This is a genomic window from Nocardioides pakistanensis, from assembly GCF_054781215.1.
In genome coordinates this window covers 45,538-63,486 of the sequence record NZ_BAAGUV010000038.1, presented here as the reverse complement: position 1 = coordinate 63,486, position 17,949 = coordinate 45,538, and the positions used below count along the sequence as shown (strand labels likewise).

At 71.8% G+C, this 17,949-nt stretch carries 21 protein-coding genes and 1 tRNA gene; 7 read left to right on the top strand and 15 right to left on the bottom strand.

Annotation, left to right across the window (positions count from 1 at the left end; all coding sequences use genetic code 11):
• Positions 1-29: 29 nt before the first annotated feature.
• From ACYVIH_RS15550 to ACYVIH_RS15520, 7 genes are all read right to left on the bottom strand, one after another.
• The gene (locus ACYVIH_RS15550; protein WP_460870382.1) at positions 30-1,523 is read right to left on the bottom strand and encodes a potassium/proton antiporter; all 1,494 of its coding nucleotides are present in this window, start codon (positions 1,521-1,523) and stop codon (positions 30-32) included.
• 83 nt (positions 1,524-1,606) lie between these two features.
• Positions 1,607-3,484 (bottom strand): penicillin-binding transpeptidase domain-containing protein, encoded by a 1,878-nt coding sequence (locus ACYVIH_RS15545; protein ID WP_460870380.1) that lies wholly within the window; start codon positions 3,482-3,484, stop codon positions 1,607-1,609.
• Between the two features lie 75 nt (positions 3,485-3,559).
• Entirely contained in the window at positions 3,560-4,756 is a 1,197-nt protein-coding gene (locus ACYVIH_RS15540; protein ID WP_460870379.1) for a DUF3825 domain-containing protein, read from the bottom strand.
• Between the two features lie 143 nt (positions 4,757-4,899).
• Positions 4,900-5,430 carry a DinB family protein gene (locus ACYVIH_RS15535; protein WP_460870378.1) on the bottom strand — a complete coding sequence of 177 codons (531 nt, stop codon included), beginning with the start codon at positions 5,428-5,430 and terminating at the stop codon, positions 4,900-4,902.
• 54 nt (positions 5,431-5,484) lie between these two features.
• On the bottom strand, positions 5,485-6,087 hold the full coding sequence (locus ACYVIH_RS15530; RefSeq protein ID WP_460870377.1) for a GNAT family N-acetyltransferase: 603 nt from the start codon (positions 6,085-6,087) through the stop codon (positions 5,485-5,487).
• Between the two features lie 127 nt (positions 6,088-6,214).
• Positions 6,215-6,961 (bottom strand): SDR family NAD(P)-dependent oxidoreductase, encoded by a 747-nt coding sequence (locus ACYVIH_RS15525; protein ID WP_460870376.1) that lies wholly within the window; start codon positions 6,959-6,961, stop codon positions 6,215-6,217.
• Between the two features lie 109 nt (positions 6,962-7,070).
• A complete protein-coding gene (locus ACYVIH_RS15520; RefSeq protein ID WP_460870375.1) occupies positions 7,071-7,997 on the bottom strand; it encodes an LLM class F420-dependent oxidoreductase in 927 nt (308 codons plus the stop codon).
• A gap of 174 nt (positions 7,998-8,171) precedes the next feature.
• Here ACYVIH_RS15520 and ACYVIH_RS15515 point away from each other — a divergent pair, with 174 nt between their 5' ends.
• Entirely contained in the window at positions 8,172-8,372 is a 201-nt protein-coding gene (locus ACYVIH_RS15515) for a DUF6767 domain-containing protein (protein ID WP_460870374.1), read from the top strand.
• A gap of 227 nt (positions 8,373-8,599) precedes the next feature.
• Positions 8,600-8,812: a DUF6767 domain-containing protein gene (locus tag ACYVIH_RS15510; protein WP_460870373.1), complete on the top strand. Its 213-nt coding sequence runs from the start codon at positions 8,600-8,602 to the stop codon at positions 8,810-8,812.
• On the opposite strand, the gene ACYVIH_RS15505 is transcribed toward ACYVIH_RS15510, so the two are convergent.
• Both ACYVIH_RS15505 and ACYVIH_RS15500 read right to left on the bottom strand, forming a co-directional pair.
• Complete coding sequence (locus ACYVIH_RS15505; RefSeq protein ID WP_460870372.1) at positions 8,788-11,253, bottom strand: penicillin acylase family protein; 2,466 nt, start codon at positions 11,251-11,253, stop codon at positions 8,788-8,790. The genes ACYVIH_RS15510 and ACYVIH_RS15505 overlap by 25 nt on opposite strands.
• A 64-nt stretch (positions 11,254-11,317) precedes the next feature.
• Entirely contained in the window at positions 11,318-11,737 is a 420-nt protein-coding gene (locus ACYVIH_RS15500; RefSeq protein ID WP_460870371.1) for a VOC family protein, read from the bottom strand.
• 142 nt (positions 11,738-11,879) lie between these two features.
• On the opposite strand from ACYVIH_RS15500, the gene ACYVIH_RS15495 reads away from it, so the two are divergent.
• A complete protein-coding gene (locus tag ACYVIH_RS15495; protein WP_460870370.1) occupies positions 11,880-12,389 on the top strand; it encodes a hypothetical protein in 510 nt (169 codons plus the stop codon).
• A 136-nt stretch (positions 12,390-12,525) separates the two neighbouring features.
• Here ACYVIH_RS15495 and ACYVIH_RS15490 read toward each other — a convergent pair whose 3' ends face one another.
• The 6 genes from ACYVIH_RS15490 to ACYVIH_RS15465 form a co-directional block, all read right to left on the bottom strand.
• The gene (locus ACYVIH_RS15490; protein WP_460870420.1) at positions 12,526-12,825 is read right to left on the bottom strand and encodes a GroES family chaperonin; all 300 of its coding nucleotides are present in this window, start codon (positions 12,823-12,825) and stop codon (positions 12,526-12,528) included.
• Between the two features lie 31 nt (positions 12,826-12,856).
• A complete protein-coding gene (locus tag ACYVIH_RS15485; RefSeq protein WP_460870369.1) occupies positions 12,857-13,129 on the bottom strand; it encodes a DUF3618 domain-containing protein in 273 nt (90 codons plus the stop codon).
• A gap of 61 nt (positions 13,130-13,190) precedes the next feature.
• A complete protein-coding gene (locus ACYVIH_RS15480) occupies positions 13,191-13,985 on the bottom strand; it encodes an energy-coupling factor ABC transporter ATP-binding protein (RefSeq protein WP_460870367.1) in 795 nt (264 codons plus the stop codon).
• Positions 13,982-14,647, bottom strand: coding sequence for a cobalt ECF transporter T component CbiQ (gene cbiQ, locus ACYVIH_RS15475; RefSeq protein WP_460870366.1), 666 nt, complete (start codon positions 14,645-14,647; stop codon positions 13,982-13,984). Before cbiQ ends, ACYVIH_RS15480 begins: the two co-directional genes overlap by 4 nt.
• Before the next feature lies 1 nt (position 14,648).
• A complete protein-coding gene (locus tag ACYVIH_RS15470; protein WP_460870365.1) occupies positions 14,649-15,023 on the bottom strand; it encodes a PDGLE domain-containing protein in 375 nt (124 codons plus the stop codon).
• Positions 15,020-15,724, bottom strand: coding sequence for an energy-coupling factor ABC transporter permease (locus ACYVIH_RS15465; protein WP_460870364.1), 705 nt, complete (start codon positions 15,722-15,724; stop codon positions 15,020-15,022). Before ACYVIH_RS15465 ends, ACYVIH_RS15470 begins: the two co-directional genes overlap by 4 nt.
• A gap of 178 nt (positions 15,725-15,902) precedes the next feature.
• Between ACYVIH_RS15465 and bcp the strand changes: the two genes are divergently transcribed.
• The 4 genes from bcp (at position 15,903) to ACYVIH_RS15445 (ending at position 17,927) form a co-directional block, all read left to right on the top strand.
• Positions 15,903-16,376, top strand: a complete 474-nt coding sequence (gene bcp, locus ACYVIH_RS15460) for a thioredoxin-dependent thiol peroxidase (RefSeq protein WP_460870363.1) — start codon at positions 15,903-15,905, stop codon at positions 16,374-16,376.
• 39 nt (positions 16,377-16,415) lie between these two features.
• A tRNA-Leu gene (locus tag ACYVIH_RS15455) sits at positions 16,416-16,497 on the top strand.
• Positions 16,498-16,547: 50 nt separating this feature from the next.
• Positions 16,548-16,940: a GNAT family N-acetyltransferase gene (locus tag ACYVIH_RS15450; protein ID WP_460870362.1), complete on the top strand. Its 393-nt coding sequence runs from the start codon at positions 16,548-16,550 to the stop codon at positions 16,938-16,940.
• A gap of 63 nt (positions 16,941-17,003) precedes the next feature.
• Positions 17,004-17,927 (top strand): NADP-dependent oxidoreductase, encoded by a 924-nt coding sequence (locus ACYVIH_RS15445; RefSeq protein WP_460870361.1) that lies wholly within the window; start codon positions 17,004-17,006, stop codon positions 17,925-17,927.
• Positions 17,928-17,949: the final 22 nt, after the last annotated feature.

The following is a 17,949-nucleotide window of genomic DNA, read 5'->3' as shown; positions in this document are numbered from 1 at the left end:
GTCCGCTCCGTCGGGCGACTGGGCCCGCGTCAGTCCGGGTCGTGCCACGAGGCCAGCCGGCCACCCTGGCTCACCTTGCGCAGCCGCTGCTCGACCGCCGCCTGGACCTCGGCGGTGCTCACCACGAGCAGGTGGTCGCCGGCGGCGATCGTGGTGTTCGGGTCGGGCACCATCGTGGTGCCCTCCCGGAGGATCAGGGTCACCGCCGCACCCTCGGGCAGGCGGAGCTCGTCGATCGTGACGTTGGCCAGGCGGGACCTCGGCGGGACACCGAACTGGAGCAGCGTCCCGCCCACGTCCTCCAGCGGCGAGGACTCGATGTGCACCCCTCGAGGGTCGAGCGGTTGGGTGATCCCGAGCCTGCTCGCCAACCACGGCAGCATCGGCGCCTGCACCAGGGTGAACACGACCACGAGCAGGAACACCACGTCGAAGATCTTCGTCGCACCGGGCAGCCCGGCGCTGAGCGGGATCGTGGCGAGCACGATCGGCACCGCCCCGCGCAGGCCGGCCCAGGACATGAACGCCTGCTCGCGCCACGGCACGCGGAAGGGCACCGAGCACACGACGACCGAGAGCGGTCGCGCCACGAGCAGCAGGCCACCACCCACGGCCAGGGCCGGGAGCAGGGCATCGGGAAGACGGCTGGGGCTGGCCAGCAGGCCCAGCAGCACGAACAGGCCGATCTGCGACAGCCAGGCCATCCCCTCAGCGAAGCCCAACGTCACACCACGGTGCGGAAGCGCGGCGTTGCCCAGCCACAGGCCGGCGATGTAGACCGCGAGGAAGCCGGAGCCGCCCGCCATCCCGGCCAGCGCGAAGGCCAGCAGTGCGATCGCCAGCGTCGCCAGCGGATAGAGCCCCGACGCGGGCAGAGCCACCCGGGCCAGCATCGCGGCGCCGACCCAGGCCACGGCCAGACCCACCACGCCTGCGATGACGAACTGCTGGAGCATCATCCCGGCGCCCTCGAGCAGCCCGGCGTTCTCCCAGGCGTCGGAGGCGACGATCGTGACCAGGATGATCACCGGCGGGTCGTTGAACCCTGACTCGGCCTCGAGCTTGGCTCGCAGGGGGCGTGGGATCGGCACCGGGAGACGCCGGAGCACGGCGAACACTGCGGCCGCGTCGGTCGACGACACGGCCGCGCCCATGAGCAGGGCGGTGCGCGGCTCCACGCCCAGGGTCAGGTGCGCGATCCCCGCGGTGACCACGACACTGACCAGCACGCCGACGCTCGCCAGCAGCACCGCCTGCGGCAGCACCGGCCTCGTGGCCCGCCACGGCGTGGTCAGACCACCTTCGGCCAGGATGATCGCGAGCGCGACGCTGCTCAGCACCATGGTCAGGTCGGCGTCCTCGAACTGCAGGCCGAGACCCGACTCCCCCAGGGCCAGGCCGATCCCGAGGTAGAGCAGCAGGGTGGGCAGCCCGAGGCGCGCGGAGAACCGGGCGGCGACGGAGGCTGCCAGGACGACCAGGGTGCCGGCGATGAGCACGACGTACAGGTCGTCGACGCTCACGACACCTCCGGGTCGGGTGGGAAGGGCGAACTGGCCGGTTTGAGGGTTTGTCCCACCCTATCGGGGCCGACCTGAGGGCACCCTCAGTCGACCGTGGCCAGGAACTCCTCCAGCAGCGGACCGGCGGTCCGCGAGCCGGACTCGCCGACCTCGACGAACACCGCGACCGCGAGGTCCCCCTGCGCCGCGATCATCCAGGCGTGCGTCTGAGGCGGCTCGGCCTCGCCGAACTCGGCGGTGCCGGTCTTGGCGAGCACCTGCGGACCGGGCAAGTCGGCCAGCACCGAGCCGCTGCCGTCGGTGACCACGGCGGCCATCAGCTGCTGCAGGGTCCGGGCCTCCTGCTCGGTCAGCGGCTGCTCCGGCGCTGCGGTCGCCTCCTCGCCGACGAGCAGACGGGGTACGACGGTCCGCCCCGCCGCGACCGAGCCCGCCACGGACGCCATCGCGATGGGCGAGGCGAGCACCCGGCCCTGTCCGATCAGGGCGGCGGCATGCTCGGTCGTCGAGCCGTCGGCCGGGACCTGCCCGAGGTACACCGGGAAGCCGAGGTCGGCGTCCTGGCCCAGCCCGAGCGCCGCGGCCGCCTCGCGAAGCCGGGCGGGCTCGATCCGAGCGTGCTGGGACACGAAGGCGGTGTTGCACGACTGGGCGAACGCCTCGCGCAGCGGGACCTTGCCGAGCGAGGACGCGGGGTAGTCGGAGTAGTTCTTGAACTGCTTGCCGTCGACGCTGGTCGTCCTCGTGCAGGGCACCGGGTCGCCGGGCGAGGTGCCGGCGCGGAGCAGCGCCAGCGCGCTCACCACCTTGAACGTGGAGCCCGGGGCGTACTGCCCGAGCGTCGCCGTGGAGTAGCCCTCCGAGCCCGGGCCGCTGGCCGCTGCCGCGAGGTCTCCCGTCGACGGACGCAGCGCGACGACGGCGCTCGCCGGCCCGACCTTCGCCAGGATCCGCTCCGCGGCCGCCTGGGCGTCCACGTCGAGGGTGGTGCGCAGCGGCTTGCCCGCGGTCGCCGCCTCCTCGAACAGCACCCGGGCCTCGGACTCGTCCGTGACCGCCTCGACCTTGACTCCGGGCGTCCCGCGAAGGCGTTCGTCGTACCGCTGCTGGAGCCCGCTCAGTCCGGCGACGTCCCCGGCGGCGTAGTCGCCACCGGACTCCTCGACCATCTCCGCGGTGACCGGACCGACGGTGCCGAGGATCGGCCGGGCGAACTCCCGGGTCGGGGCCAGCGGCATCTCGTCGGGGATCCCCCGGGCGCCCTCGATCGCCTTGTAGCCACTGCCGATCCGAGCGGTGACATCCTCCTGACGCAGCACGAGGGCCTCGACGAAGGCCCGCTCCCCTGACGCCTCGACCCGCTGCACGAGGTCGTCGGCGTCGACGTCGAGCAGCTTAGCGAGGGCTCGGGCGGACGCAGCCTGCCGTGCCGGCGGCACGAGGGTCTTGTCGACGCCGAACCGGACCACGGGACGGTCGGTCACCAGGGCGCGGCCACCGGCGCCGAGGATGTCGGCGCGCTCGGCGGCGATCGAGGTGACCCGGAGCCGCTCCCCCTCCGCCAGGTCGGGAGCGACGGCCGACGGCTGGAGCTCGACCGCCCAGGTGTCGTCGCGGCGGACCAGGTCGACGCTGGTGTCGTAGGACCACGACGTGCCGTCGGCGTCGAGCACCCAGGTGTGGGCCAGCCGCGCGGTCGCCCGGTCGTCGGTCTCCTCGACCGACTCCACCTGCACCCGCAGCTCCGACTCGTCCATGCCCTCGCGGACCGTCTCCCACCACGTCTGCGCCTGCTGCCCGCTCCCCTCCACCACGGGTACGGCGGTCAGGTCCCCGCGCGACAGCGCCCTGGCGAACGCCTCCGCGTCGTCGGTCGGATCATCGCTCTCGAACAGGCCGCAGGCGCTGCTGAGCAGGGCCAGCACCAGCAGCAACGCGGTGCGGGTCACAGCTCGCGGCATCGGCATCCCCCTCGCCTCGGCGTCGGACCCGGCCGAGTATGGCAGCCCGCGCCGACAGGATGCGACCGGCGGAGGTCAGGCCTGCAGCCAGTCCCGGTCGGGCCGGGAGAGCAGCCGCGCGTTCTTGATCGCCACGGCGAGCGGGAGCACCGTCTCCCCGACGTACTCGTGCCCCGCGCGGCGCACCACCAGGGCGAGCTGGGCCTGGCCGGAGCCGTCGAGGCTCAGCGGCAGCAGCAGCTGCACCTCGCCGCGGTGGTACTGCGGCACCGCCGTCTTGTAGTTGCGAGCGACCCGCTGCTTGGCGACCTCCACGGCGGCCATCGTCGCCGCCCGCGCCAGCGCCGGCTGGTCGCGGAAGATGTCGGGGTAGCGGTGCAGGTTGTCGGCCACGAAGTGGTCCCAGTCCAGGATCAGCGGGCGCCGGACGTCGTAGAACAGCACCGCGGGGTCGTCCCAGTACCCGGCCAGCTGGGGGCGCTCCGCGAAGGCGCCCGACAGCCGGTTGTCGCTGGCCTTGGTCCAGTCGACGAAGCGCCACTCGCGGCCGTCCTCGGCGCCCTCCGCGGCACAGTAGAAGCCGTAGATCTCCTCCTGGTTCGGCGTGACCAGGCCGGTGTTGAACGCCGCCACCCGCTGCCCCGAGGGCTGCACGCCGTAGGCGACCCGGTCCTGCTCGGTCAGCCGGGCGAAGGTGTAGCGCAGGTAGTTCTCCAGCAGCGAGAGCCGGCGCGGCTCGGGGCCGGGGGTCAGGTCGTCCTGCAGCGTCCAGTCCTCGGGCTCCGCGAGGGCCGCCAGCCGGTGGTAGCTCTCCTCGGGCACGTACCCGAACCGGTCGTACGGCGGCCGGGCGTCGATCCGCTTGACCAGCAGCGCCTGCAGGCCCCGCTCGGTCTCGCTGAGCGTGTACTCCACCGGTTCCCCGGCGGTCAGCTCCGCCTTGCCGCCGTCGGTGAGGATGTTGCTGTAGTGCACGAAGACCTCGGTGCCGTCCTCACCGCGGATCCGGCCGAAGCCCCGGCCGAACTCGAAGGACGAGACGGTTCCCGAGCGACGCTCCGGGGGCCGCCGCACCGCCATCACCTGCGGACCGCGCTCACCCCGGCCGATGTCGACGAGCAGCGGCTCGCCGGCCACCAGCGTCCGGTACCCGGTGCCCGGAAGGGCCGAGCGGTGCACGAACACGTCGTCGACGCCCGGCGCCTCGACGAAGCCGAAACCCTTGTGGTCATTGAAGAACTTCACGGTCACGGCACGGTCGACGACGTCCACGGCACACTCCCTCACCGGCATGGCCGGCTCTCCCGGGTGTGTCCCTCACACCCTCCGACGGAGGATGCTCACACCTGCCGGTGCGCGGGATGGGCGAAATGCCGAAGATGCGGAGAACGTCACATCTCGGTGCCCCACCGGGCTCATTCGCCGGTGGCCCCGTCGACCCGCTCCCGGATCAGGTCCGCGTGCCCGTTGTGCCGGGCGTACTCCTCGAGCATGTGGACGTAGATCCAGCGCAGCGAGACCTTCCGGCCGTGACTGTCCCCGACGCTCAGGCCGTCCAGGTCGGCGTGCCCGGCAGCGGTCCGGCGGCAGGTGGCGACCTCCTCCTGGAAGCGGTCCAGGTCGCGGGCTGCACCCGCAGCGTCGACGTCGTCGAAGTCGGCGTCGTGGTTGTCCTCGCGCCAGTACTGCGCCGGCGCGTCCTCGGCGTGCAGCACCCGGCGGAACCAGTGCCGCTCCACGTCGGTCAGGTGGCGCACGAGGCCGAGCAGGCTCAGCGAGGACGGCGGCGCGGACCGCTGCACGAGCTGCTCCCCGGTGAGCCCCGCGCACTTCCTCAGCAGCGTGGCCCGGTGGTAGTCGAGGAACGACTCGAGCACCGAGCGTTCGTCGGCGGAGAGCGGCGGGTCCTCGCGGGAGGGAGCGACAGGAAGGACGATCTGGTCCATCCGCCCGAGGCTAGGCCATCTCGGGACCGGCGTCACGCAAGCAACGGCATCGGCTCATCCAGCCAGCCGAGCGTGCAGCCCTGCCTTCACCGTCGGCCACTCCTCGGCCGTCACCGAGAACACGACGGTGTCGCGGACCGACCCGTCCGCTCGGCGCTGGTAACGCCGGAGCGTCCCCTCGTAGCGTGCGCCGAGGCGCGCGATCGCCTGCTGGGACCGGGTGTTGCGCACGTCGGTCTTCAGCTGGACCCGCCCCGCGTGGAGCTCCTCGAAGGCGTGCTCGAGCAGGGCCAGCTTCGCCGACGGGTTCACCGCGCTCCCCCACACGGCGGGCGCGTAGGCGGTCGAGCCGATCTCGAGGCGGGCGTCGGCGACGGACACCTCGAGGTACGACGACGTGCCAACGACGCTCCCCGCCGGCAGGCCGTTCACCGGCTCGCGCAGCCGGACCACCCACGGCAGCCGGCCGAGCGCCAGCGACCGGGCGAGGTGCTCGACGTACTCCTCGACCGCGGCGGGCCGGCTGGTGATGTGCGTCCACACCTGCTCGCGGTCCAGCGCGGCGAACAGCTCGGCACCGTCACGCGCAGGGTCGACGAGCCGGAGCTCGACCGGGCCGACCGCGAGCCGGGCCTCGGGGTCGACCGGCCAAGTCATCGCCGGCCAGGGCTGGTCGGCCGGGCGAGGGTCGGCCACGGGATCGAAGCGGGACGTCACGGTCGCCAAGCCTGGCACCCCGGTCGCCCGCGGCCGCCCTGGGGTCGCCCCCGAGATCCGCAGGCGACTACTCCGCACCCTCGACGAGGAGCGAGCCCACGGTCGCGCCACCGTCGACCACGAACTCCGTGCCGGTGGAGTACGTCGCATCCGCAGCCACGAACAGCACCATCCGGGCGACCTCCTCGGGTTCACCGAACCGGGCGATCGGCTGGGCGGCGGTCATCGAGTCGTCGAACTGCGACGTCATCGGTGTGCGGATCGGACCGGGATGCACCGAGCACACGCGGACCTTGTCCGGGGCCATCTCCAGCGCGGCGGTCTTCGTGAGACCGCGCAGGCCCCACTTGCTGGCGACGTAACCGCCGAGGTTGGAGTAGCCCATCAGGCCCGCGGTCGAGGAGATGTTGACGACCGCGCCGCCGCCGGCCTCGCGCAGCGACTGAGCCGCCACGTGCATGCCCAGCCACGGGCCGACCAGGTTCACGTCCAGGACGTGCTGGAACGCCTTGGGCTCCTGCTGCTCGATCGTGCCGAAGTCGACGATGCCGGCGTTGTTGACCAGGACGCCGACCGGTCCGAACTCACGTTCCGCGACGGCCACCGCCTCCCGCCACTGGGTCTCGTCGGTGACGTCGAGGTGGACGTAGCGCGCGGCCTCGACGACCTCCGCGGCCAGTGCCTCACCCTCCTGGGTGAGCACGTCGGCGATCACGACCTTCGCGCCCTCCTCGGCGAACAGCCGAGTGACCGCGGCACCGATGCCTCGCGCCCCTCCGGTGACCAGGGCCACCTTGCCGGTGAGCTTGCCCATCTTCCCTCCTCGATGTCGTTCTCCCCCGCCACCTCCATTCGACCGCGCGGAGGAGGTGGCCGCCCAGTGCCCGACGGCGGGCGCGGAGGGGACGAACGGCCCGGATCGGTCAGACCTGGGGCATGACCTTCTCGGCGACCAGCTCGAGGTGGTCGAGGTCCGACAGGTCGAGCAGCTGCAGGTAGACGCGCTGCGAGCCGGCCTCGGCGTAGCGCCCGATCTTGTCGACGACCTCGTCGGGGGTGCCGGCCAGGCCGTTCTCGCGGAGCTCGTCGACGTCGCGCCCGATCGCCTCGGCGCGACGCGCCACCTCGGCCTCGTCCTTCCCGCAGCACAGCACGAGCGCGTTGGAGTAGGTCACCGTCGCCGGCTCACGGCCCTCCGCCGAGCAGGCCTCACGGACCCGCTCGAAGAGCACCCGGGTCTCCTCGATGCTCTCGAACGGGATGTTGAACTCGTCGGCGTAGCGGGCGGCCAGGGCCGGCGTACGTCGCTTGCCCTTGCCGCCGATGAGCACCGGCGGCCGCGGGGACTGGACCGGCTTGGGCAGCGCCGGCGAGTCGGAGAGCTGGTAGTGCGCACCGTCGTGGGCGAACCGCTCACCCTCCGGGGTGGTCCACAGCCCGGTGATGATCGCCAGCGACTCCTCGAGCCGGTCGAAGCGCTCGCGGGTGTCGGGGAAGGGGATGCCGTAGGCGGTGTGCTCGGCTTCGTACCACCCGGCGCCGATGCCGAGCTCGACCCGCCCGCCGCTCATCTGGTCCACCTGGGCGACCGAGATCGCCAGCGGCCCGGGGTAGCGGAAGGTCGCCGAGGTCATCAGCGTGCCGAGCCGGATGCTGCTGGTGTCGCGGGCGAGACCCGCGAGCGTGATCCAGGCGTCGGTGGGTCCGGGCAGCCCCTCGGTGCCCATGCCGAGGTAGTGGTCGGAGCGGAAGAACGCACCGTAGCCGAGGTCCTCGGCGGTGCGGGCGACCGCGAGGAGGTCGTCGTAGGTGGCTCCCTGCTGGGGTTCGGTGAAGACGCGCAGTTCCATGCCCTCAGCCTGCCATGCCGGCTCGAGACCCCACGATCCGTCCGGGCGGATCCTCCGGAGCAACCCGGTCCGCGCGGGACCAAGGTCCCGGTGAGGTCGGGACCTCCGACCGGAACACCGGGCGGGGTATCGGGGTTGGACCAGGTGGACATCTGCACCGAGGAAGGACCGCCCATGAGCCGCACCCGCACCCTCCCGGAGGCCCAGTGCCCGATCCGGCCCGGCGACGCGTGCAGCCTGTGCCAGCCGGGCGCCACCGGGCCTCAGGACTGCGGCCTGGTGTACCTCGTGATGTCGGACCCCGACCTGCGCGAAGAGCTCAACCGGGTGCGTCGCTACCAGCGTGAGGACGCCGAGCGCGCCCTGACCGCCTGACCGATCGGCGACGCCGGGGCCACTTCGACGTGCAGATGCCGGAACGGCGCTGAGCCGCTGAGCGCGCTCGCCGCGCTGGAGCACCGCGAGTGCACGTCCACCTGGCCCCGACCTCGGGACCAAGGCCCTGCGGCCAGGGGCCGGTGGTGTCTGCCACGCGCGGCGCGCGCCGAGTTGACTGCAGGGGGAACCACCGCGACGCCCGACGTCTGCGAAGGGGGATGCCGATGGCTTCCACCGACGAGGCCCGCTGCCCGATCCGGATCGGCGACCCCTGTTCCCTCTGCCATCCCGGCGCGGGCGGACCGGAGACCTGCGGGCTGGTCTACCTGGTCATGTGCGACCCGGAGCTGCGCGACGAGCTGCTTCGCCGGTGGGCCCGCTGGGAGCAGGAGACCACCGGCGAAGCATCGGTTCAGCCGCGACCGGAGACCCGGTAGCTGCGCACCAGGTCGCGCCGGATCTGCGCCGGCGTGAACGCGAAGTCCACCCACTTCTCCTGGCTGAACAGCCGGGTCTGGTCGTGAGAGTTGCGTGAGCGCCGGTTCAGCGACTGCCCGTAGGTCAGGATCGTGTCGGCGTCGACGCCTCTGTCGGTGAAGGCCACCGCCTGGATGTGCGACGACCCGTAGGTGACCGGGTACGCCCGCTTCGCGCCGGGCAAGGGTCCCCTGCTGGACACGGCGTTCGCGTTGCCCGCGAAGCCCTCGCCGCCGCCGATCGGGATGGGCGGCGCGCCGTCATCCCCGGCGACCTGCAGCGAGCCCCACGGCGCGTCGTGGGCGATGCCCTTCTCCTCGAGGAACGCCAACGCGTCGCTCATCGCCTGCACCACCAACGGGTTGGCCTCGTTGAGGTCGCGCGGCGTGCCGACCGGGTCGGCTGCGTCGAAGGGGACCTGCCACAGCCCGGTGACGCTCTGCGCCCGCTTCCAGAACTCCTGGAAGATGTGCGTGCCGACGCTGTCGATGTCGGAACGACCGTCCCAGCGCGCGAGCACCTCACAGGCCTCGCCCCCGCCGGCAGCCGCGCAGACGTCCTGCAGGTCGTCGCCGGCCCGGGCGACCTCGGCACCGAAGACCCGGTTCTCGTGCTCGAACAGCTTCAGCGTGCGGTGCGAGACCTTCCGGTTGCGAGCAAGCTTGTCCTTGCCCGCAAGGCGGTCCAGCACGTAGCGGTACACCATCCGGGTGCGCAGGGTCCGCTCGCACGACTCGCAGCCGATGATCCGCGCGAAGCCCTCGAGCCGCTGCTTGGGGTTGGGCAGCCAGTAGCTGTCGTTGGCGTTGACCACCCAGTCCTTGCGGAGGGTGTGCGGCAGGTTCTTGGGCCCGAAGACCCCCGGCCGGCTGGCGTCCGGGTCGGTGCGCCACGCGCAGTCGCCCGAGGCGCGGGTGCCGTCGAGTCCCGGCAGCCCCGCGACCGTGGACAGGGCCCGGCCGATCGGGGTCATGCAGGCCTCGGCCATGTCGTCGGGCACGTTGGGCACCACCGAGTGGTCGGCGTAGAGCACGTTGCCGGCGCGGTCCGCGGCGATCGTGTTCACCCACGGCATCCCCGCGCCCCGGTCCTGGGCGGCGAGCAGCTGCCGGACGTTCTTCGCCTTGGCCATCTCGTGGAACGTGTCGATCGTGCGCAGGTGCTCGGCGTTGGCGTCGCGCAGGGCGAAGACGCTGACCGGCGTCCAGTTCATCAGCACGTCGGGGGCGTGCAGGACGTAGCCCTCGTCGGTGCGGTAGAGGTCCTCGGTGATCGTGGTCAGCGAGCCGTCCTTGGTGCGCGCCTTGAACGTGACGATCCGCTGCTCGAGCTCCTTGGGGCCCTCGGTCGTGAGGTACGTCGTGCCCGTGCCCGGGACGAGCGGGTACTCGTAGGGGGTGAACCGGTACGCCGTGGACACCGTGTGGCTCCAGGCGACGTTGCGGTTGAAGCCGATGTTGATCACCGGCGCTCCGAGCAGGCTGGCACCGGCGACGTCGTACTCCCCCGGGATCGTCAGGTGCGCCTGGGCGAACCGGTAGCGCCCGCGCCACGGGAAGTGCGGGTTGCCGAGCACCATCCCCCGGCCGGTCGTGGTCGCTGCCGAGCCCGCCGCCGTGGCGTTGGACCCGAACGGCGTGTCCGGGTCCTTGCCGAGCGCGGTGAGCAGCGCCTTGCGCGACGGCAGCCTCTCGGGGACGTCGGCGAAGCCCGCCTTGACCGGCAGCGCCGGGACGTTCGGGTTGTCGAGACTCGGCGGTGCCGCGTCGACGATCTGCGGCACGAACACGCCGGTCGAGGCGAGCAGGTTGGCGGCGTACACGCCGTACCAGAGGTCGAGCGGCGTCGCGGTCGGGCGGATCCACTTCGCGCCGCGGCAGGCCGGGTCGGGGATGCCCTTGGCACCGCCGACGGAGCGGAGGTACTCGTTGATGCCGGCCACGTAGCCGCGGACGATCGCCCGGGCCTCGGCGCCCGGTCCGCGCTTCGGGTCACGCAGCAGCTTCTCGACGACCTTGCGGTTGTGGATGTCGGTGAACAGCGCGTCGGTCTGCCGGTTCGTCGCGTTGAGCGTGACCTGGTCGTTGTAGCGCCCGTCCGGGCCGAGGTAGCGCGACCGCTCACCTCGGGCGGTCAGCAGCGTGTCGGCCAGGGAGCAGATCGAGGTCTCGGCGGTGGCGTAGCCGTGGCCGAAGCCGAGCGAGCCGTAGTCCTTGGCGACCACGTGCGGGATCCCGAAGTTGGTGCGCCTGATCGTCGCCTTGTAGACCCCGCCGCCAGGCCGGAGCAACGACTCCGCGGCCTCGGCCCGCTCCGGCGACGTCACCGCCTCCACGGCGGTCAGGGCAGGCATCAGGGCGAAGGCGGCGAGCAGCGCGGTGAGGCGGCGTGGGAATCCCATGGGGTCTCCTGGTCGAGGGACAGACGCCTACCTCAACGCCGTGAGCTGGAACAAGTTATGGCCGCTACCCCTGAGGCCCGCCGGAGATGTTCACCATCCAGTGGATGCCGAACCTGTCGACCAGCATCCCGAAGTGGTCGCCCCAGGGCGCCTTCTCGAGGGGGACGGTGATCGCCGCGTCGGCCGACAGCTTGTCCCAGTAGCCACGCAGCTCCGCCTCGTCCTCACCGCTCAGCGACACGGCCACGTTGTCGCCCGGGGTGAGGCCCATGCTGTCGGGGGTGTCCGCACCCATCAGCACCAGGCCGTTGGGCGCCTCGAGCATGGCGTGCATGATCTTGTCCTGCTCGGCCGGGTCCTCGCTGGCGTGGAGCTCGGCGAAGGTGTTGAGGGTCAGCTCACCACCGAAGACGGTCCGGTAGAACTCCATCGCGTCGCGGGCGGTGTCGCGGAAGCTGAGGTAGGGGTTGAGCCTCGTCGGCATGGCGGTCTCCTCTGGTCAGGGTCGTCTGTCGACACTCTGACCTCCTGTGCGGGGAGAAGTCATCGGCCGGCCGCCGGTCGTCGCGCCTGTTTGGCCGACGGTGTGACGGGTACCACGGCTGCCTGAGGACAGGAGGGAACCCATGGACACCTCGACCATCGTGTTGATCGTGGTCATCGCGATCGCCGTCGTCGCGCTCCTCGCGGCGATCGCGGTCGCGGCGAGCCGGAAGAAGAAGGAGCGCAACCGCGCCCACGCCGCCGAGCTGAGGGAGCAGGCGGCCGAGCAGGTGAGCGACGTACAGCGCCGGGAGGCGCTCGCCAAGGAGACCGAGGCCAAGGCTGCGGCTGCGCGAGCCGAGGCCGAGCGCAAGGCCGCCGAGGCGGAGCGGCTCGAGGCGGAGGCTCAAGACCGGGCGCAGGCCGCCGACCGGCACCGCCAGGAGCATCAGGAGCACCTGCGCAAGGCCGACGAGCTCGACCCGGACGTCAAGCACCCGGCGCCGACGACCGACCCCGAGGGTCACGACATCCCGACGCAGGCGCGTCGGGCCCCGGCCGACGGAGCCGAGCCGACGTCGGACGCCGCTCAGCCGCACCGCTCCGACACCACCGAGGAGAGCCACCACACCGGCGGCGCCCACCGCGCCTGACCGCGCCTACGGGAGGGCCCTCACCGCACAGCGCGGTGGGGGCCCTTCCGGATTCGTGGGGCTGACGAGTTGTGGTGCCGGCGACGCCGGGCACGGGTCACGTCAGTGACCCCCGATGGGCCCGCACGGACACAAGTCAGAGGTAGAGGCCGGTCTGGCTGTCGCCGAGACGCTCGGCGGCCACGGCATGGATGTCGCGCTCGCGCATCACGAAGTAGGTCGCCCCCTGCACCTCGACCTCGGCCTTGTCCTCGGGGTCGAACAGCACCCGGTCGCCGACCTCGACGGTGCGCACGTGTGCGCCCACGGCGACCACCCGCGACCACGCGAGCCGCTTGGCGCCCATCGCCGCGGTCGCCGGGATCACGATGCCGCCGCTGGAGCGGCGCTCCCCCGCGTCCTTGTCGATCTCCACGAGGACCCGGTCGTGCAGCATCCGGATCGGGAGCTTCTCCTGTGACACGGGTCTACTTGGCGACCTTCCGGACCACCAGCATGACCAGCAGGAAGCCACCGACACCGGCGGCGACCTTGACGATGTTGTCGGTGCGCGGCTGGCCGGTCTGCGGGTCGACGAAGTACGCCTTGACGCTGTTCACCTCACGCTTGGCGATCGTCTTCGGGCTCGACCGGTAGAGGAGCTGGTCGATCGTCTCGGCGAGGCGGGCGCGGGTGGCGTCCATCTCGGCCTCGATCGTCTGGGGTGCACGAGTGTCAGCCGGCTTCTCGGCTTGGCTCACGTCGGTCTCCTCGTCTGCGATGTCGGTCCCGCGCCCGCGGGCGGGCACGACAAGTCGAAGGTTACCCGGCAGTGGGGTTCGCAATCGCCCGGGGATCGAAGCCGAACGGCAGCTCGAGGCGATGGGCGGCCATCAGCGCGTCGTCGGTGAGCACGTCGTACGTCGACCCGTCGGCGACGATCACCCCGTCGGACAGCACGACGGAGCGGGGGCACAGCTCGAAGGCATACGGGAGGTCGTGGGTGACCATCAGCACGGTCACGTCGAGGCCGCGCAGGATGTCGGCGAGCTCACGGCGGGAGGCCGGGTCGAGGTTCGACGAAGGCTCGTCGAGGACGAGGACCTCCGGCTCCATCGCGAGCACCGTGGCGACCGCGACGCGGCGCCGCTGGCCGAAGCTGAGGTGGTGCGGCGGCCGGTCGGCGAAGTCGGCCATCCCGACCTGCTCGAGCGCCGCCATGACCCGAGCCTCGAGCGCCGGGCCCTTGAGGCCGAGGTTCGCCGGCCCGAACGCGACGTCGTCACGCACCGTCGGCATGAACAGCTGGTCGTCGGGATCCTGGAACACCACGCCGACGCGGCGACGGATCTCCTGGATGTTCTCCTTGCTCACCGGGAGGCCGGAGACCTCGACGGTGCCCGCTCCGGCGTTGAGGATGCCGTTGAGGTGAAGCACGAGCGTGGTCTTGCCGGCGCCGTTGGGGCCCAGCAGGGCGACCCGTTCGCCGCGGTGCACGTGGAGGTCCACGCCGTACAACGCCTGGTGCCCGTCGGGGTAGGCGTAGGCGAGGCCCCGGACGTCCAGCACCCTTCGAGACGCCTCGTTCCTCGGCTCCCCAGCGGCCGCAGGGCTCATCGGGTCCTGCCGGAGTAGCCGCGGGAGAGCATCGCGAGGTGCACCCGCTCGCCGCGCTCGTAGGAACGGATGAACAGAGCACCGGCCGTGCGGGCGTACACCGGCCAGGCGCGCACGCCACGTCCGCTGAACCCGCGGGACTCGCGGGCGATCCGCATCCGGCGCATCTCGTCGGTGACCACGTCGAGGTAGCGGATCATGAAGCCGATGATCTGCACCAGCTGCGAGGGCACCCGCAGCCGCTCGAGCCCCGCCAGCAGGTCGCGCGGCTCGGTGGTTGCGGCCAGGGTGAGGCTGGCGACCACGCCGAGGGTGCCCTTGGCGAGCAGCCCCCAACCGGCCAGCAGCCCGGCCTCGGACACCGACAGCCCGAGTACGTCGATCCGCGGCCCTGTCGCGACGAACGGCATCAGCAGCGCGAACAGCACGAAGGGGACCTCGACGACCATCCGCTTGCCGATGTAGCCGAACGGCACGCGCGAGACACCGATCACCAGGAGCAGCAGCGCCAGGTAGCCGGCGAAGACCGCGAACCACTCCCGCGGAGTGGCGACCACGGTGAGCATGAACCCCAGCAGGGCAAGCACCTTGAGGTGCGCCGGGGCACGGTGCAGCGGCGAGTGGCCGTGGTAGTGCAGCTTGTGGCCGTGACCGGCGCCCATGTCAGTCCTGGCCTTCGCGACGGTCGAGGAGCACCGGGTTCTCGTGCGCGTCGCGCGGATTCCCATGGTTCGGCTCGTCGGGGGCATCGCCGCGCCGCCGTACGAGCCAGGCGAGCCCGCCGGCCAGCACGAGCACGACGAGCGCGCCGAGCACCCCGGCGAGCCCGCCGGAGAGCGCGTCGTTCTCGACGCCCTTGACCTGGTAGTCCGACAGCGGTGAGTCGGCAGCCGCGTGGTCCTCGGCAGCGTCGGCGAACCCGACCTTCTCGGCGACGTACTCCAGGCCGTCGGGGTTGCTGGAGGCGAAGTAGCTCACGCCACCGGCCACGAGCAGGGCCGCGACCAGGGCGACGACGAAGAAGGTGCGGGTCCTCATGCCGCCGCCTCCGGCAGGGTACGCCCGGAGCGGATCTCGAGCGCCTTGGCGCGAAGGGCCGGACGGGCGCCGTGCACGAGGTCGGGACGCAGCGCGATCACGCTGCCGACGACCAGGCCGGTGATCACCGCCTCGCCGAGACCGATCAGCGTGTGCCAGCCGAGCATCGCGGTGGTGAGCCCGGCGAGCGGGACCGGTGCGGTGCCGCCCACGGCGTAGAGACCGACGAACACGATCGCGGCCGCCGGCACCGAGACGAAAGCGCCGACGGCGGCCAGGACGGGCACCAGCCCGATCCGGGTGGGCAGCAGCTTCTGCAGGCCGCGGAAGACCAGCCAGCCGACCACGACGCCGGCGACCGCCAGAAGCGTGATGTTGGTGCCAAGGGCGGTGATGCCGCCGTCGGCGAGCAGCAGGGCCTGGACGATGAGCACGACGCTCACGGCCAGGAGCCCGGTCCACGGTCCGACGAGCACCGCGGCGAGTGCACCGCCGAGCAGGTGCCCGCTCGTGCCGAGGCCGACGGGGAAGTTCACCATCTGCGCGGCGAAGACGAAGGTCGCCACCAGCCCGGCCATCGGTGCGGTCCGGTCGTCGAGCTCGTTGCGGGCCTTGCGCAACGCGACCCCGAGAGCACCGGCCGCGAAGACGCCGGTGGCGATCGACGTCGGTGCGTCGAGGAATCCGTCGGGCACGTGCATGCGGGTCGTCCTCCTGGTCGAGCCGGGTGCCGGGCTGTCGGCGAGGGGCAATACGTTGGTTGGGCGCCGTCGTCCGGGCAGCGGGCAGCGGCTGTCTGAGCACTGTACGTTATTGCCAACGATTCGCAATAAGGGCCTATTCCCGGTCTCCCGGGCAGGCACGATGCTGAGGAGCACCATGAGCGAGAACCGCCTCTCCCCCGGTGACGTCGCCCCCGACTTCACCCTGCCGACCGACGACGGCTCGACGGTGACCCTGTCGCAGCTGCGCGGCCGCAAGGTGATCGTGTACTTCTACCCCGCGGCGATGACCCCAGGCTGCACCAAGCAGGCCTGCGACTTCACCGACTCGCTGGACTCCCTCAAGGCCGCCGGCTACGAGGTGCTCGGCATCTCCCCGGACAAGCCCGAGAAGCTCGCGAAGTTCCGTGAGCGCGACGCGCTGACGATCACGCTGCTGTCGGACGCCGACAGGTCGGTGATGACGCAGTGGGGCGCCTTCGGCGAGAAGAAGCTGTACGGCAAGGTGGTCCAGGGCGTGATCCGGTCCACGATGGTTGTCGACGAGGACGGCAAGATCGAGCTCGCGCAGTACAACGTCAAGGCCACCGGCCACGTCGCCAAGCTCCGCCGGGACCTCGGCCTCGACTAGGGCCGGGCTGCCGCCCGAAACCCTAGACTTGCCTCCGCAGCCAGAGTGGTGGAACAGGCAGACACGCGGGTTTTAGGTACCCGTGCCTTCGGGCGTGGGGGTTCAAGTCCCCCCTCTGGCACCGTGCCGCCGACCTTCGTCGGCGCACCCGGCGGTCTATCGTCGGGCCACATGAGCGACGTGCAGATCGTGCCGTTCGAGGAGGCTCACGCCACCGGCATCGCCCGGCTGTGCACCACGGTGCAGTGGCCCTCGCTCACCGACCCCGACGTCGTACGCCGGGTCTGCACGGCACCGGGCTCCTCGGCGTACACCGCTCTCGTCTCCGGCCGCGTCGTCGGCTTCGCCCAGGCGCTCGGAGACGGCGTCCTGCAGTCCCACCTGAGCTTCCTCGCGGTGCATCCCGACCATCGGCGCCGCGGGATCGCGCGGCTGCTCACCGTCGCGACGTTCCAGGCCACCGGCACGAAGCGGATGGACCTGATCACCGACGACGCCGAGGAGTTCTACGAGACCTTCGAGCACAAGCAGATGACCGGCTTTCGGATCTACCCGGGAGCCTGAGGTTTGGCGGGCCCTGTGTGGGACACCGTCAGGGCCGACCACGATATCCTGAGGAGGCAGACCGTGAGAGCAGCCGTCTACGACAAGTACGGCGACGCCGACGTGATCACCGTCCGCGAGCACGACGACCCGCCGGTCGGCCCCGACACGGTGCTGGTCCGGGTCAAGGCGACCAGCGTGAACCCCGTCGACTGGAAGATCCGGCTGGGCTACCTCCAGGCCGCCTACCCCCACCACCTGCCGATCATCCCGGGCTGGGACGTCGCGGGCGTGGTCGAGGCGGTCGGCCCGGCCGTCGTGACGGGCCTGAAGGTCGGCGACGAGGTGTGGGGCTACGTCCGGCGCGACGACGTGCAGTGGGGCACGGCTGCCGAGCTGGTCCCGGCCCCACAGCGCACGGTGGCCCTCAAGCCGGCCGGGCTCTCCTTCGAGGAGGCCGCGGCCGTGCCGCTGGCCGGGCTCACCGCCTACCAGGCGCTGGTGGAGGCCCTCGACGTGCAGGCCGGGGAGCGAGTGCTCGTGCACGCCGCCGCCGGCGGGGTCGGCCAGTTCGCGGTCCAGATCGCGGCCGCTCGCGGCTGCCAGGTGGTGGGGACGGCGAGCCCCGAGAACCACGACGCGCTGCGCGAGCTCGGTGTCACCGAGGTGATCGACTACCACGCCGGTCCGATCAGCGCGCAGCTCGGCGAGCCGGTCGACGCCGTGCTGGACCTGGTCGGCGGGGAGGCCCTCGAGGACGCACCACGCCAGGTGAAGGACACCTCGCGCATCGTCTCGATCATCGACGCCCAGACCGTCCTCGGCCTCGGCGGCCGCTACGTCTTCGTGCGGCCCGAGCGCGACCACCTCGACGCGCTGGCGGCGCTGGTCGACGAGGAGAAGCTGCGCGTCGACGTCGCGGAGGTGTTCCCGCTCGAGCGGATCGCCGATGCGCACCGGGCCTCGGAGAGTGGCCACACGCGCGGAAAGATCGTGGTCACGCCCTGACATCAGTCGGCTGTGGGTGCTT